Origin of the sequence: Polynucleobacter necessarius (genome assembly GCF_900096765.1) — a bacterium.
GTDB classification, from domain to species: Bacteria; Pseudomonadota; Gammaproteobacteria; order Burkholderiales; family Burkholderiaceae; genus Polynucleobacter; species Polynucleobacter necessarius_F.
Genome location: NZ_LT615228.1, coordinates 796,356 through 812,021 on the forward strand (window position 1 = coordinate 796,356; position 15,666 = coordinate 812,021).

Sequence of the window (15,666 nt, forward strand, 5' to 3'; positions counted from 1 at the left end):
TGACAAAAGACTAAAATTCAGTCTTACCAAACCCCTTTTGATGATTTCAGCAATGACCACAGAAAACTATTACCTCACCCTCACCTGCCCCAATAAACCAGGTATTGTGGCTGCGGTATCAACGTATATTTTTCAGGCTGGTGGCGATATCGAAGAAGCGCAACAGTTTGATGACAAGGCTTCAAAACGATTTTTTATGCGGGTTAGCTTTAGCTGTCCTACCGACGGCAATACCCTGCGCTCAGGCTTTACTGAAATTGCTAAACGGTTTGAGCTTACCTGGAACCTGCGTGCCGTAAAAGATTTAAAACGTGTTCTGATTATGGCTTCCAAATTAGATCACTGCCTAGTAGACCTGCTCTATCGTTGGCGCATTGGTGAATTGCCAATGATTGTTTGCGGGATTGTTTCCAATCATCCGCGTGATGTCTATGCGAGTATTGATTTTGCTGACATCCCTTTTTATCACTTACCGGTGACTCCAGAAACAAAGCCAGCACAAGAAGCTAAGCTGCTTGAAATCATTGGCGAATCTAAAGTAAACATGGTGATCTTGGCGCGCTATATGCAGATTTTGTCGGATGACTTATCAAGTAAGTTATCGGGTCGCTGCATTAACGTGCATCATTCTTTCTTGCCAAGCTTTAAAGGCGCTAAACCCTATCACCAAGCCCATGCACGCGGCATCAAGCTGATTGGCGCTACATCCCACTTTGTCACTAGCGATTTAGATGAAGGCCCGATCATTGAGCAGGACGTAACACGCGTGACGCACGGTGACACCCCTGACGATTTAGTGCGCAAGGGTCGTGACTTAGAGCGCACCGTCTTATCCCGCGCCCTACGCTATTACCTGCATGATCGCGTCTTAATTAACGGCACAACCTCGGTTGTTTTCTCGGATTAATTGATTGCGTTTTATGGTCTAAGTCCTGGTGACTCCAGGGGCAGGCCACGTGCTCGCCACGATAGAAATAATTCTAATTGCGCCATCTCTGGCGAACCATATTCAAATTGCTGTGCTCTCACACCACTCATGCAATTACGCAAACGCCTTTGCAGCGATCCTAGAGTTTGCCACTCTAAACGATAGATCGGATAAGCATTGGGATGACCTTACGGAATGAGGCCTCCACCTAATTTGAGCCCCGCCTGATCTTCATGACACTGGGCGCAAGATAAATTAAGTTGCCCCATGCGTTGATAAAAATATTCACGCCCCTTGCGCAGATCCGATTGATTCTGAGCCGTCTTCTCAACAGCGATTGGCATACCTTTAGACTGAGTGGCGACATAGGCAGTTAGTGCCAATAGATCCTTACTCTCGTAAGCTAGCGCAGTCGCTTTTTGAGCAGATACTCGACATTGATTAATCTGTGCCTCTAAAGTTCTAAGCTGTCCCCGGACCACTTTAGGAAATTGCACCGCTACACCCCGCATCGATTTTTGGGCATCGCCATGACAACTCGCGCAGGATTGATTGTTGGCTGAAGATTTTTGATACCAAAGGGTCTAACCATCCCCCACCCAAAACGTTGCTGGATTCAAACTCGGATCGTCTTGCATCGCCTGATTCTCTGGTGACATTAATTCATAGCTTGATTGCAATTTTTGTTTTTCACTACCAAACGCCACCGATATGGTGGGCAGTAAAACACAAAAGAGAATTAAGCGAACGGCTTGCAATGTCATGAGACAGTGATGTGCGCCTGATTCAGAGCCTCGTAACCATCGTCGCCAACCCATTTAAACTCCAGCGTGCCTGTTTCAGTGGCAATAGTTGTAAAGATGATGAGCGGATTTGCTCCCATACCAGGATAAAAATCTGCTTTAAAAACTTCTACATCGTTATAGGTGCAAGTGAAGGTGCGAATAATGTCGCGAGGAATTACTTTGCCGTGCCGGCTTCGCTATAGCGAAAGCCCGACTCCATATCATGCTGTGCAATTGCCCGAATCTCTACGATTGCCCCTTTTTTAGCATTACTGGGCATCGTGATCGAGGTACGCGAAGTTTTACTCATACCATCTCCGTGCAAGCCGAAAGCGTTACCAAGGTTTCGGCGTGACCCCGCCAAAAACTGCCGTCACTCATCTGCGCAATCGCCCAAACGGTTTGACTATCCGCTAGCCGTACCCGAGTCGTAATACTCGCCATTCCAGAACGTGGGCTCAGATAAGCTGTAAAAATATTAGGCAAAGGATTACCCTCAGCAATCGCATGTATTGCTTTGACGTAATTGCTTTGCGTCATGGGGCTCTCAACACTGACCTTTAGCACAACTAAGTTTCCGTTCTCAACTAATGGAGGAATCACCAAATTGACGCGCCCGTCGGAAATGGATGCACCACCGGTAATGGCTTCGATTGCTTTCGCAGCGTCTTCTTTTTTGGCAAAAACGGTTTGGGGACTAAACCAAGCACCCAAAGTAAGGATGCCCAGTTTCTGAAGGTGAACGAGCCACCTACGGCGGCTAAGTTCAAACAGGGAATTGAATTTCATCATTTGGCGACACTATTTAAGCTGATTAAATATGAAACAACATCTTCAATTTCTTGAGCATTCAAAGTGGGTTGCCCTGCAAATTTTGAAGCCACCCGATTGAGATGCGCTGTTCGGAGATGCGCTGTTCGGTAATACGATGGCATGATCGTTTGCGGATTAAAGTAACTGCATCGACTATTCTGGCGCGCAACTGTGGTGCTGTATACCGTGCCACACTCACACTGAATTCTGGGGCTAAGTTTCCCTGAAACCGCTCTTCTGGAAAAGGTCCGCTGTGACATAGCAGACATAAACCCGTTTGGCGACTGGCCACAATAGCGCGGCCTCTTTGGGGATCCCCGGGAATAGCCGTCAAGGGATCAGCAATTGCGCCATTGACGATGGCTTGAGCCCTAGCCTGACCAAGATTGAGGACGACTAGCAGCACTGCCGCTAGTACGTACCTCATTCTCATATCCCTTGCTGCACAGCGCTTTGATCATTAAACGAGCTTGATGCCGCTATTTTTCAAAGGGACTGTGCGATACCGCTTACCAGTTGCGCGATAGATCGCATTGAGCACGGCTGGAGCAGCAACCGCAATGGTTGGCTCACCAACACCACCCCAATCCTTGCCGCCACCCTCAATAATTGCCGCCACCCTCAATAATGATGGTCTCGACCTTTGGCATTTGTGACAGACGAATCGAATTGAAGGTATCAAAGTTCTTCTGCACTACTGCACCGTTTTCAATAGTAATTTCTTCTTCAAACAATGCAGACAAACCGTACACAAATGAACCAGATACTTGACGATTGATCTGTGCAGGATTGACTGCATAGCCAGGGTCAGTAGCAGCAACAATACGATGAATCTTCACCTCGTTACCATTTTTAACGGACACTTCACAGGCAGCAGCAACGTAACTGCCAAAAGAGCGCATTTGAGCAATACCACGATAAACGCCTGGTGCAGCCGGCTTAGTCCAGCCAATCCCATCAGCGACTGCATTTAAGACAGCCACTGCGCGGGGATACTCTTGCATATGCTTGCGACGGAATTCGACGGCATCCATACCAGTTGCTTCTGCCAGTTCATCCATAAACGTCTCGATGAAAATCGCATTTTGATTGACGTTCACACCCCGCCAAAATCCTGGGGGCACATGGGTGTTTCGCATCGCATGATCGATGGTCAAATTTGGGAAGCTGTAGGTGATGCCATGCTCACCACTAGGCTCAAGACCTTGGAATGCTAAAGGATCCTTTCCTTTATTGGCTGCAACCACAGCTGGGCGCACTGCAGCCAAAATAGATTGGCCCGATAAGCGCATATTCAAGCCGGTGACATTTTTCTTGTCATCAATTGCCGCAGTCATCTTACACATCATGACTGGGTGGTAACGACCTTGCGTCATATCCTCTTCGCGAGTCCAGATCAATTTGATTGGAGTGCCTGGCATCTGCTTTGCAATATTGACAGCTTGGGTTGTGTAATCTTGAAAAGCACCTCGACGACCAAAGCCCCCACCCAAGTTGACCTTGTACACATTGCACTTTTCAGCAGGCAAGCCAGAAGCAGCAATCACGGCAGCCAAAGAAGCTTCACCGTCTTGCGTAGGAACCCACGCTTCGCAAGCATCAGGAGTCCACTTAGCAGTAGCTGTTTGAGGCTCGAGCGTAGCGTGATTTAAAAATGGATAGAAGTAGGTTGCTTCAACCTTCTTGGAGACGCTAGATAAGGCTACCTTGACATCGCCATTCGTGTTGTGAACAAACGCATCATCTGCAGTCAGACCCTCTTCCAACATCTTCTTAATCGAAGCGCTAGTGACATTGCCATTAGCGCCGTTATCCCAAACGATGTTAACTTGATCTAGTGCAGTCTTCGCTTGCCAGAAAGTTTCTGCAACTACAGCAACTGCGGAGTCGCCTACTTGAACCACTTTCTTCACGCCTTTCATGCTTTGCGCTTTAGCAGCGTCGTAGCTCTTCACTTTGCCACCAAATACTGGAGACTCTTTAATGTTGGCTACCAACATACCTGGCATCTTCAGATCGATTGCATACACTTGGCGACCGGTCACTTTTTCAGCAACACCATCAATACGATCAACTGACTTACCAATTAATTTCCAAGTCTTGGGGTCCTTCAATGGCACTTCGGTTGGTACTGGCAGCTGAGAAGCAGCAACAGAGACCTTACCAAAAGTAGTCTTGCGACCTGATGGAGTATGGGTAATAACGCTGTTAGCGGCAACACACTCAGAAACTGGCACATTCCATTGGTTGGCAGCAGCTTGGATCAACATCATGCGTGCAGCAGCACCGCCTTTACGTACATATTGCTCAGAAGTACGAATACCACGGCTACCACCAGTAGAGTAACTCCCCCATGCTTGTTTGCGTTTTAAGCTCTCAGCTGGAGAGGGATACTCATAAGACACCTTCTTCCAGTCGCACTCAAGCTCTTCAGCAACCATTTGTGCCAAACCAGTAATCGTGCCTTGGCCCATTTCATTTCAGAACGCACAATTCTGACAACAACATCATCGTTCGGCTTGACAACTACCCACACACCAATCTCGGGAGTAGCCAATGGCGCCATAGAGGTGGTGCCTGTACCCATGGCCGCATTGGCTTCTGAGATAAACGAAAAATCAAAACCAATTGCTAGACCAGTAGCAATCGCACTTGAACCAACAACAAAATGACGACGGGAGGTATTAATGGTATTAGTCATGATTCCTCCTTATGCCTTGGCAGCAGCATGAATGGCTGCGCGCACTTGAATTGTTCTACGCTCATCCTAAGCTGCGCTGTAGTAATTTGATCAAGATTGAATTCTTGAAATTGTTCTATCAGCTCTTTGTTCAATCTTCTTTGAAGTCTACGACCTAATTGCCTAGATATGAAGACGGTATGCGAAACTGATGTCGAAATGATGTTTGCAATGAAATTACTAGACTCAACCAACCCCTGCAAAATAAACAAGGAGCCCTGATTAAGGCGATGATCAAGATCATGCGCAGCAGCACAAACCAGGTTGGCTGCCTTATCAGTGCTGAGAGATATGATCGACTTTTTTAACATGGCTCAATTCAAAAAAGGGTCTCTAAGCACTTGTTTATAGCAATTGATAAAAGCTGTATGCTTTTGATCAAATTCTGCGCAGCGTGATGCTACCCTCAAGGTACGACGATGCAACTCATCCCTATCCATGTGATAAGGTCCCTGCATTTTTTCATAGAGAGTGGCTCTATCGTCTAAATATTTTGACTCAAAGCCTGTCAAGCCGTAAAAAGTAATTTCCTCATTACTCAGACGATAAACACCCTTGAATTGATGGGACTGCATCGCCTGAAATAGATCAGGGGGCATCCCCATTTGCGCAAAGTAAACAGGCACTGCTTTTTCAAAGCGCTCGAGCAATTCCCTAGCTTGAGGATTGGTTTTAACGTCTATCTCTTCCAATATTTTTGCGTTCTCATCAAACTTAGTAATTCTTCCGCGGTGAATTCCGACAGTATAAGCAGGGGCACCCCTTACTACACCACTGGCCAATACAAAAATACAAGCACTTGCGCACTGCCCCGTTACAAAAACATGGGCTTTATTTGCGCGCAAGATTTCACCAATCTTCATTGCGGCAATACCGTCACCACCCGGCGAATCTAACAAAACAATCAAACCCGCAGGTACCGGGTCACCTTGCACATTCCCAATCGAACCGCGGATAGAAGCTAGTACTTTTTTAGAAATTTGACCTTTAATCGCCATTACTACCACGCGCCCCTCTTGAGAGGCAGCGGGCTCATTGACGACAAGCGGCTTTTGAATATTTTGCGAGTTTGTTATGCCGGTTGCGGGATTTGGTGCTTGCGCAGAAATCCCAAGTTGAGTATTGATAGATACAGCCTGCGCAACACTTGGTACCGAAGCCTGCACCATAATGGCATTGAGAAGAAGAGCTAGCAAACTAGTTATCGCGATGATGAGTTTCATTATGCGGCCTTGCTGCTATCAATCTGAATACTTAAATGCTGGATCGCTTGTGCCGTACCTATGTCCCTAAACTCAAAACCTCCGCCCTGACTAGCAGCAATCAGTCCCGAGCTAGTCAGCTCCTGAATGCAGGCTTGTGACTTATGGTGCGACTCATTCATTTGTGCAAGTACAGTTAGAAGCGGTGTTTCAGGCTCATGTGCAGCACGCAACACTACTTCTTTAGATATCGGACTAAGACTGTCAAGCATTACCCTAAAATCAACCCGAATACCCTCGGGAAGAGCATCAATTTTGGGCATTTGTAGATTAAATACCCGAGAGAATGGTGCGGCATTGGGCTTTGGCCCCAAGAGTCTTACAGTGATTTGAGAGGACCCATGATCCTGCAGATTAGCGGCCACAATTAATATTTGGCGTGATGCCAGTCGATCAATACCAGCTTCGCCGATTACAGATTTAAAAGTGTCCAATGCTTTCAAGCCATAAACCAAGACAGCTAATGGGCCTGCTTTTGCAATCTCAGACACCAACCCTGCGATGCGCTCACCTTGCGTTGGGTATATCTTCTCGGAACGAGAAATAAATTCACCAAACTGCATTTCAATCTGCGTCGCAAAGCTTACTAAGGCTCTATCTCTTCGATAGGAGCCTGGATTTCTTAACCTCAAAATCTGAAATTTCTTACCAGCGACATAGTTTCCGATAGCGTCTGTTAATTGTGTTGCTGCAGCAGGCGGCCATGACTCAACAGCCAACCATTGCGCAAGCCCACTCTCAATCCCCTCGAAGACATTATCTAAAAATGGAAATCCTCCCCAGCGCTTGCTGTTATCCGGTAAAGATGAGTTGGCTGGACCAATAATAACAACAGGACCAACATCTTTAATTACCACCTTTTTGTTGGTGTCTTTTGCCTTAATTTCCATCCATGCACTACTCAGCGGTGCAATTTGTTTTGTTAAAACATCAGACAGAGGTACATTCAGAGTCTTGGCATGACTAGCCAAAATAGAGGCTTTACGGAATGACTCTGCGCCAAAAAGTTCTGCGGCTTTTTCAGAAACGATTTCAGTGTTGGAGGAAACTCCGATACCCATCATCGAAGTAACAGGATTACCCTGAACGCCCTCCTGATGTTGTTAATAGCGGATTCCCCATCCCTGTAAATATTGAGCGAGAAATACCGCACGATCAGCATCATCTAAATGGGCTCGAGGATGTCCAAACCAAATCACCGAACTACCATCTGGTAAATAAGTCACTTGGCCATCTAAAGCATCTACTAGGCGTTCAATAATGCTCCGTAAAGCCCTCAAAAATTGATCTCGCACTGAAATTTCATTTGGATTGAGCACATTCAAATCTACTACAGATACGGCAACTGTAGAGACTAAGCGCCATGAGTAGGCATCTTCAGACTTAGCATTTGCCTTTAGTTGATGCTTAGAGGATTTAGGCTTTTGAACTGGTTTATCTTTCTCCTGCTCTGCAATCGAAGATTTCATCAACTGAGAGGCTGCAATAGCCGCCTTAGCTCGGCTATTAACACCCAGCTTTCGAAACAAAACAAATAGGTGCTGCTTCACAGTACCCGCTTCGATTTTTAAGTCATCAGCAATTTCTTTATTGCTCTTACCCTCAATCAATAGATCAAGTAACTGTCTTTGTCGGGTAGACAAAGACAATCCTTGAGATGATTCACTCTTGATTAAGTTCATGGGTAAATACGATACTTGCAATCAATCTTGCGCCTAGCGCTCGCGCATGCCCTGTTTAAATGCTACATAAATTGGGCGCAACAAGTAACGCAATACAGATTGACGATCTGTCATGATGTCTGCCTGCACTGTCATTCCAGGATCAATACGCTTGTCTTGATCATTGCTGACATAACTTTGCAGCAAACTCACAATCACTTTGAAATAAGGTTGTTGCTTTTCATCCAACGTGCTAAAGGAAGAAACCATAGATACCTTGCCTTCAATCGTGCCATAACGCATGAAATCAAACGTACCAATTTTAAGGCGCGCTGGTTGCCCTACTTTCACAAAGCCGATATCAGTTGGCGAAACGCGTACTTCAGCATGCATCTTGCCATCAAGAGGAATCACATTCATCAACGTAGCGCCGGGTGGAATCACACCGCCAACGGTACGGAACTTCAAATCTTGCACTACACCATCAACAGGCGACAGAATATCGACGCGAGTTAAACGATCTTGTAGTTTGGTTAATTGCTCTTCGGTTTGCGCTAATTCATTGGCGGCAGTATTGAGCTCATCCATATTGGTTCGACGGTAACGCAATAGCTCAGCTTGCGCTCCACTCAAATTGCGTTGGGCATCTAATGCCTGCACCCTTGTATTGAGTTTTTCCTTAGCAAGATCGCCACGAATTGCACTGACTTCTGAAAAGATTTTGATCTCATTTTGTAATTGAGTTAACTGATCTTTTTGGGTCTTCAATGTGAACTCTTGCTCTGCTACTAATTGCTTGAATTCTTCTGGCACCTTAGAGAAATCAGCCGGTCTATCACCCAATAAGGCACGTAAACGCTCTACCCGAGTGTACAGACCCCAGTATTTAGCGGCCAGAGTCTGATATTCAGCACCAGCTTCGGTGGAATTTAAGCGCATGAGTACCTGACCCTCATGAACTGATTGGCCATCCACCACATCAATCGAAGCAATCCGTCCGCCATCAACGTGTTGAATCACTTTGACCGCCTGAATTGGCATGATTTGATCAGGAGCAAGCGCGACAACATCTAAGGTCGCAAATAATGCCCATAAGAAGAAGATACCTAAAGCGTAGCAAACCAGTTTTACCGTGGTTTTCATGTACGCAGGGGGTGCAGCCTCTTCAAGCAATATTGCCTTAGCAACGTAATTGTCCGTGCGATCACCCAGAGTCAGTCGAGGCTGACCCTTAGATTGATCATCAGATGGCAAGTTAGAAAGTGTGCTCATGAGTAGTACTCTTATTCAAAAAGTGAAATGTGATTACGCTGCTGTAGGTTGCTTTAACAACACTTCGGGTGGTCCTGCTGCACGGAGATAACCTTTATCCAACACCAGCAAGGTATCCGCTAAACGAATATGACTTGGGCGATGACTGATAAACAGAACGGTAGCCTTGCCTTTGAGGGCTTCCATAAACTTCTGATCGCCGTAGTCATCTAATCCAGCGCCAGGCTCATCAAATAACATGATAGGTGCGCGCGTGAGGTAGGCTCGAGCCAAGGATAGCTTTTGCTTCAAGCTCGATGGCAATTCATTAGTGTTGTCGCCCACTCGGTACTCAATTCCTTTTGGTAGAGCCATAATCTGTTCTAGAGCGCCAGCCATATCGAGAGCTTGATAGACCTCATCATCACTTGCGTCTGGTCTAGCAAGACGTAAGTTCTGCGCAATCGTCGCACGGAATAATTGGGTGTCTTGCGGCGCATAACCAATTGAGCGACGCAACTCCATTGGGTCTAATTGGCGTAAATCCACGTTATCCATCAAGATTGAGCCAGCTTGAGGCTGATACATTCCCAAAACTAATTTCAGTAAAGTCGATTTACCGCCGCCGTTAGGGCCGCTGATCGCAATTAAGTCACCAGGATTCACCCTGAATTCAACACCAATTAAGGCGGGATCAACATTCATGGAGTAGCGGAAAGAAACACGGGCAAACTCAATCGAGCCCTCTAAGCCACGCGATACAAGTGAAGTAGCAGTCTCTTGACGCTCACCTTGAATCTTCATCAAACTATCGATCTGACGGGTAGCGCTTCTTACACGCTCAATTCGAGTCATGTTGGTAAAGATGGTCTGAATAGGGCTTAGAACACGCCACATCAACAACATGGAGGCAATCAAGCCGCCCGCAGAGACTGTTTGCATAATTACTGCTGGAACAGTTGCCGAGACGATCATCAACGCAGATAGCATCATCACAAAATAAGAGATCGCCACTAATAGCGATGAAACTTGCTCCGCTTTGTAGGAGGCCATCGTAGCATTGGCAGAAATTTCTCTGAAACGCTCTAACCATAGTTGCTGCGCGCCACATTCACGAATAATGCACATCTTGCCAACCATTTCTACAATGAATTCATTGCGCTTAGTTACCGCCCTGCTAACAGCTGCAACGCGATCATGAGTCAAGCCTGAAAAAATCCAATATAGCAAGGCGTATACAACTACCATGATCGCAAAAATGATCAAAGAAATCGGATTCATGATAGAAAGCGCTACTAGAAAAACCAAGGTAGCCGGTGATTCCAAGATGGTCGAAGCAAGCGGGCCAGTAAATAAATCCCGAATAGCCTCGAAACTTTGTAAACGGGATGTTTGTGAACCAACCGAAGCTCTCTCGGTGTAAACAGGTGACATTTTGAGCACCTGCTGCAATATGGTTGCGCCGAAAAGATATTCAATGCGTCCAGAGATATAGGCCAGAATTCTAGCGCGATGACGCATAAAGAAGTATCCAGCACCCAAGCCAATTGCAGCGCCAATAGTTAGATAGATCAAAGTATCTTTGGCGCCTGATGGAATAACCGTACTGTAAACAATCGACAAGAACAATGGGCCGGACATCATAACTAGACCTGACACCAATGCAGATAAGGTTGCTTGACCAATCAGGGGACTAAAGCGTAATAGGACCCGACCTACCCATGAACGGGTATCGTTCACATTAGTTTCAGCAACTTCATAGAAGTAAGCTCGCCCAGCAATATTCAAATTGGCTTCCATACGGACTTCGCCTGTTGCCGAATCACCAATCCGCATTTGATGACCCAAACGACCCATTGCAATAAAGGCAGGTCCGTTATCGGGTACAAAAAGACAAGGAAGTGAGCGTGGCTCCAAAATACCTAGAGTGCACTTCACTTCATTGGTCTTGTATCCCATTTGTGACATAGCATTATGAAAGCTCGTCAAATCTAAGCTATCAGTGTAATAAGGCAGAGATTCAGCGACTTCACGCGCAGTTCCGCGTGCATTCATAAGCTTTAAAAGCAGCGCCAAGCATCCAGATAAGTCTGTTTGCACCTTGAAATTATTTGCTACGGTTTGATGAGTGTGCTGCCAACGATTGTCATCAACTACCCCACCTTTAAATGGAGAATTAAAGTACTCTTCACTCGAAATGGCGCGATAGTTTGCTCCCACCAAGCCCTGGGATCCAGAAGGTATTCCTTGGGCGGCACTGGCCTCACGAATTGAGCTCACTTTATTCGGCTCTACTTCGTGCAAATGACCATCTTGCAAGAAGAGAGTGCGATCTGCCAACCTCAAGAATGAAGGACGCTGAGACACTAACACTACAGTGACTTTGCCGCGAACAGCTTCCATAAACTTGAGGAAGGTCGCGTCGCCATCAGAGTCCATGACTGAAGTTGCATCGTCAAACAAGATGATATTAGGCTGATTCGATAGCGCACGCACGATCGCGATTCGTTGGCGGTAACCAGGCGGCATTGCATCAGCAGCCGTATCACCTACAGGGGAATCCCAACCACGCGGCATTTTTGCCACAAAGTCACCCAAGCCCAGCATTTTGGCAGTCTGCAAAGCACGGTTAACGCGAGTTGGCTCAAAAACACTGACGTTATCAAGGAGTGAGCCCTCAAACATCATTGCCTTTTGCGGCAAGTAGGCAACGTGTTCGCTTAGCTTTTCCAGGGGAATAGACTTAAGATCTTCGCCATTAATAAGAACATGACCTTCATTAGGATTTAAAACGCCCGCCATCAATTGCAATAAGGTGCTACGTCCTGATCCCGACTCGCCCTTGATTGCCAGAAATTCACCTGGCTCTACAGTGAGAGATAGGCCATTAAACAACTCCGTTTTACCACCCGAAAAGCGATAATGAACATTTTCTAATTGCAATTTGGCAGACTGCAACAGTCTTTCAGTCAAAGCAAGCGCGCCATCCTCTTCCTCAGATTTCTGGGGAAGACCATTTTGCAACAAGGTCACCGCCAGATTGTCTCGCAGGATCTCATCTTGTTGATATTTAGCCCACATGCCGCCAAGACGCTGCAATGGTGCCAAAGCTCGCATACCTAACAAAATGCAGGCAGCCAATTCACCGTTGGTGAGTTGATGCCCAATAACTAACCATGCACCCAATGCAACGATCAACATATTCATCATCGGCGAGAAAATATTGCCAACACCTGCGGACATATCCAAGGCATAGGTCACGCGCGACATCAAGCGAGCACAACTCTCTTGTAAACGCTCATAACGACGCAACATTAATGACTCCATAGTCATGGATTTGAGCGTATGAACATTACTTAAGGTTTCATTCAAAAAGTTAGCGCGCCGCAAGTCGCCTTGCTTTTGATCTTTAATCAGAATGGGGTCATCGCGACCATTTTTCCAAGTAATAAAGATAAATACCGCATAGCCTGCAGTCAGCAGCAAGCCAACCCACGGACTCAAAATAAAGACTATCAATACATAGAGCAATGTAAATGGCAGATCCATTAACTGCTGAAAAGTTTGTCCTGAGTAGTGATACTTCAAAGAGGAGACGGATTTGTAATCATCCATCACCGTACCGGTACCCTTGCGCTCAAAATCATGCAATGGTTCAGCAAGAGCACGCTCAGTAACAGCCAGCATGGCTTTATGCTCAAAACGCGCTGAAATCCAAGCGGTTGCATGTGAGCGCACTGCACGCATGACAGATTCAATTGCTACTGCCAAACCTACGGCAACGGCAATTAAACCTAGAGTATCTAAAGACTGATGCGGCAGGATGCGGTCATATAGCTGCAACATTAACAACGGGAATGCTAAGGCCAATAAGTTAATCACAATGCTCGAGGCAATGATCGTAGCTTTTTCGCTTGAAAATGGTGACAAATCACCTACTGCGCGCTGCTCATTCGATGGGTTACGAAACTGATGGATGCGTTCACGCAATTTATTCAAATCAGCCAGAAAGGCATGCCATTGAACCGAAGCATTTTCCACCATCTGCTGTTGACGGGCTTTGAGTAAAGGGTACCAGTAACTTGGCTTGGTTTTTTTGCAAAGATTGTGTTGCAACCTCCTTCACGTCAGCCGCAGAGCTAATTGGGCGGCCTTGTGAATTTTTGCTGGAGCCCCTAATGCGCATCCAGACAAGATCAAAGTCGTAGCGCAACTGCTTATAGAGCGCAAGAGCCAAACTTTGAAAAATAATAACCAACCAACCGAGTAAGGCCATCATTTTATTGAAAACCTGATTCAGGGATTTGATGACTCGCTCCATGATTTTGCTGATTTCGCTCATACCTTAGTTCGCCTTGGAGGAATTACTGTTGTGTAGATGACTGATTAGCAGGAGCGCTTGATGCTGCGCCAGGATTCGACGCGGGGGCGGGAGCTGTTGTGTTAATGACATTGAATGGCTGCTCAGGAGACTGCAACGGCTTTTCATTCAATGAAGCTCCGCCGGTATCCTCATACATCGGCTGCCCTGCTTTGTTGACGCCTACTGATGGCTTCTTATCAAAAGCTGAATCTGCTTTCTTCGCCTCAGCAGCCCACCGCGCGTCTGCCGCAGGTAATTTACCGCCACCGATACAAGGATCATTATCTAACTTAGTGCCGCCACCAATCGCTTTAAATAATCCAACTGATGCAGCCAATTGATCATTACGTGCACTAATTGCAGAATCTTCCGCGGCAAGCACCGTACGCTGGATTTCATAAAGCTGCACAAAGTCCATTCCACCGCGCTCCACTACTTTGGCGCTCATAGTCGCTAACAGCTGTGCACGATTGCGAGATTCGTTCAAGGCAGAATATTGCTTAGCAGTTAAATTCACCTCAGCCAAACCATCCTCAACATCACGCAGAGATGCTAGTACCGTATTAGCGTAGGCTTCGAGTAACTCCACATTCTTGGCACTAGCAACTTGAATCTCAGCACGGCGTTTACCACCATCAAAAACGTTTTGGACTAAATTAGTTGAAACGTTATAAAACAAACTCTGAGGCATAGTGAGCGTTGAGAGTAAAAAGCTTCCGTAGCCACCAGCACCAGTTAAAGCAAATGTTGGCAATAAGTTAGCACGCGCAGAATACAGGTCTGCTTTTGAGGCTTCCAGGGCAGCTTCTGCGCGGCGAATATCCGGCCTACGACAGAGCAAATCAGACGGTAATTCTGGCTCAACTGCAGGCACCTTAATGTCTTTTAGGGACTTCCCTTTAATCTTTAAGGTAGATGGCGTACGACCCACCAATGCAGCCAAACGATTAAACGCCCTCTCACGCTGCAACTTTAGGTTAGTTACCAAGGCATCCGTATTGGTTTGCAAGATTAACTGCTGAGATAAATCAATAATGGTGGCATCGCCACGATCCACTCTTCGCTCTAGCCCTCTTCCAACCGTACGAATTGCATCTAAGTTGCGCTCTCCAACACTGATGCGCTCATCAAGAGAGAGCACCTGAAAATACACAGTGGCTGTATCACCTACCAGACTCAGGGCGACTGCCTGACGGTTATTGCCTGACGGTTATATTCACTAGCCAGCGCTTGTGAGAATGCCGATTGTGTATTGAAACCTTTTTTACCCCATAAATCGACTTCATAATTAGCAAGCAAACCAACTTGCCACACTGGCTGACTACCCCACTGAGATGTGCTGGATGCATATCCTGGACCTAGACCTGGAGCTTGGTTTTTATAGCTGCCAGTTGCATCAATTGTGGGCGATTCGGCTGCTTTGACTACATCCGCTTGCGCGCGAGTTTGCGCTACACGGGCAACAGCAATTCTCAAATCGTAGTTATTGGTAAGAGCGGTATCAACCAAACTATTGAGTTCTTCGCTTTCAAATTCTGTCCACCATAATTCTTTGGGTCGTGGCAATTGGGTCTCAATTGTTAGCGTTTTAAAGCTACCAGGCATCCAACGGACGTACTCAGGCCCATTGGGAGCATCACCCTCATTCACAATCGGGGTCGTGCAACCAGACATTGCCAATGAGATACAGGCTAGATAAATTGCCAGTCGCTTCTTTTTCGGGCGTTCAGAACACAAGGTAAGGGTATCGACCACGGAAATAACTTTAGTTATGTGTTGGGAAAATAATGATAATAATCATATAACTTAACTCCTATGGTAGTTATAGGTCGTTTTTTATAGTATTTAAGTACTTTTTTTAAA

17 protein-coding genes and 1 pseudogene are annotated in these 15,666 nt (G+C 46.3%); 1 reads left to right on the plus strand and 17 read right to left on the minus strand.

Features of this window, described 5'->3' with window-relative positions; translation table 11 throughout:
* Nucleotides 1–52 precede the first annotated feature (52 nt).
* Nucleotides 53–907 carry a formyltetrahydrofolate deformylase gene (gene purU / locus DXE33_RS04175; RefSeq protein WP_114639715.1) on the plus strand — a complete coding sequence of 285 codons (855 nt, stop codon included), beginning with the start codon at nt 53–55 and terminating at the stop codon, nt 905–907.
* Nucleotides 908–1,116: 209 nt separating this feature from the next.
* Here purU and soxA read toward each other — a convergent pair.
* From soxA to DXE33_RS04245, 17 genes and pseudogenes are all read right to left on the minus strand, one after another.
* Nucleotides 1,117–1,497: pseudogene (gene soxA / locus DXE33_RS09790) on the minus strand (sulfur oxidation c-type cytochrome SoxA); the annotation flags it as partial.
* 15 nt (nt 1,498–1,512) lie between these two features.
* Nucleotides 1,513–1,692 carry a hypothetical protein gene (locus tag DXE33_RS09795; RefSeq protein WP_197711992.1) on the minus strand — a complete coding sequence of 60 codons (180 nt, stop codon included), beginning with the start codon at nt 1,690–1,692 and terminating at the stop codon, nt 1,513–1,515.
* On the minus strand, nt 1,689–1,889 hold the full coding sequence (locus tag DXE33_RS04185; protein WP_331851816.1) for a thiosulfate oxidation carrier complex protein SoxZ: 201 nt from the start codon (nt 1,887–1,889) through the stop codon (nt 1,689–1,691). Before DXE33_RS04185 ends, DXE33_RS09795 begins: the two co-directional genes overlap by 4 nt.
* Nucleotides 1,889–2,023, minus strand: coding sequence for a thiosulfate oxidation carrier complex protein SoxZ (locus DXE33_RS10410; RefSeq protein ID WP_269460021.1), 135 nt, complete (start codon nt 2,021–2,023; stop codon nt 1,889–1,891). The genes DXE33_RS04185 and DXE33_RS10410 overlap by 1 nt, the downstream gene beginning before the upstream one ends.
* Complete coding sequence (locus DXE33_RS04190) at nt 2,020–2,502, minus strand: SoxY-related AACIE arm protein (protein ID WP_231970368.1); 483 nt, start codon at nt 2,500–2,502, stop codon at nt 2,020–2,022. Before DXE33_RS04190 ends, DXE33_RS10410 begins: the two co-directional genes overlap by 4 nt.
* Before the next feature lie 61 nt (nt 2,503–2,563).
* Complete coding sequence (locus DXE33_RS04195; RefSeq protein ID WP_231970370.1) at nt 2,564–2,953, minus strand: cytochrome c family protein; 390 nt, start codon at nt 2,951–2,953, stop codon at nt 2,564–2,566.
* 33 nt (nt 2,954–2,986) lie between these two features.
* Nucleotides 2,987–3,145, minus strand: a complete 159-nt coding sequence (locus DXE33_RS10100) for a hypothetical protein (RefSeq protein WP_231970372.1) — start codon at nt 3,143–3,145, stop codon at nt 2,987–2,989.
* Entirely contained in the window at nt 3,129–5,000 is a 1,872-nt protein-coding gene (locus DXE33_RS04200) for a xanthine dehydrogenase family protein molybdopterin-binding subunit (protein ID WP_231970374.1), read from the minus strand. The genes DXE33_RS10100 and DXE33_RS04200 overlap by 17 nt, the downstream gene beginning before the upstream one ends.
* Nucleotides 4,895–5,227 (minus strand): hypothetical protein, encoded by a 333-nt coding sequence (locus DXE33_RS10105; RefSeq protein ID WP_231970375.1) that lies wholly within the window; start codon nt 5,225–5,227, stop codon nt 4,895–4,897. The genes DXE33_RS04200 and DXE33_RS10105 overlap by 106 nt, the downstream gene beginning before the upstream one ends.
* A 353-nt stretch (nt 5,228–5,580) precedes the next feature.
* The gene (locus DXE33_RS04210) at nt 5,581–6,489 is read right to left on the minus strand and encodes an ATP-dependent Clp protease proteolytic subunit (RefSeq protein ID WP_114638748.1); all 909 of its coding nucleotides are present in this window, start codon (nt 6,487–6,489) and stop codon (nt 5,581–5,583) included.
* A complete protein-coding gene (locus DXE33_RS04215) occupies nt 6,489–7,592 on the minus strand; it encodes a hypothetical protein (RefSeq protein ID WP_114638750.1) in 1,104 nt (367 codons plus the stop codon). Before DXE33_RS04215 ends, DXE33_RS04210 begins: the two co-directional genes overlap by 1 nt.
* A gap of 39 nt (nt 7,593–7,631) precedes the next feature.
* Nucleotides 7,632–8,210 carry a helix-turn-helix domain-containing protein gene (locus tag DXE33_RS04220; protein WP_114638752.1) on the minus strand — a complete coding sequence of 193 codons (579 nt, stop codon included), beginning with the start codon at nt 8,208–8,210 and terminating at the stop codon, nt 7,632–7,634.
* 33 nt (nt 8,211–8,243) lie between these two features.
* On the minus strand, nt 8,244–9,461 hold the full coding sequence (locus tag DXE33_RS04225; RefSeq protein WP_114638754.1) for an HlyD family efflux transporter periplasmic adaptor subunit: 1,218 nt from the start codon (nt 9,459–9,461) through the stop codon (nt 8,244–8,246).
* A gap of 33 nt (nt 9,462–9,494) precedes the next feature.
* Nucleotides 9,495–13,484: a peptidase domain-containing ABC transporter gene (locus DXE33_RS04230; protein WP_114638756.1), complete on the minus strand. Its 3,990-nt coding sequence runs from the start codon at nt 13,482–13,484 to the stop codon at nt 9,495–9,497.
* Nucleotides 13,441–13,782, minus strand: coding sequence for a hypothetical protein (locus tag DXE33_RS04235; protein WP_114638758.1), 342 nt, complete (start codon nt 13,780–13,782; stop codon nt 13,441–13,443). Before DXE33_RS04235 ends, DXE33_RS04230 begins: the two co-directional genes overlap by 44 nt.
* Nucleotides 13,783–13,804: 22 nt before the next feature.
* On the minus strand, nt 13,805–14,956 hold the full coding sequence (locus tag DXE33_RS04240) for a TolC family protein (RefSeq protein WP_162785408.1): 1,152 nt from the start codon (nt 14,954–14,956) through the stop codon (nt 13,805–13,807).
* Between the two features lie 23 nt (nt 14,957–14,979).
* Entirely contained in the window at nt 14,980–15,558 is a 579-nt protein-coding gene (locus DXE33_RS04245; RefSeq protein WP_162785409.1) for a TolC family protein, read from the minus strand.
* Nucleotides 15,559–15,666 lie beyond the last annotated feature (108 nt).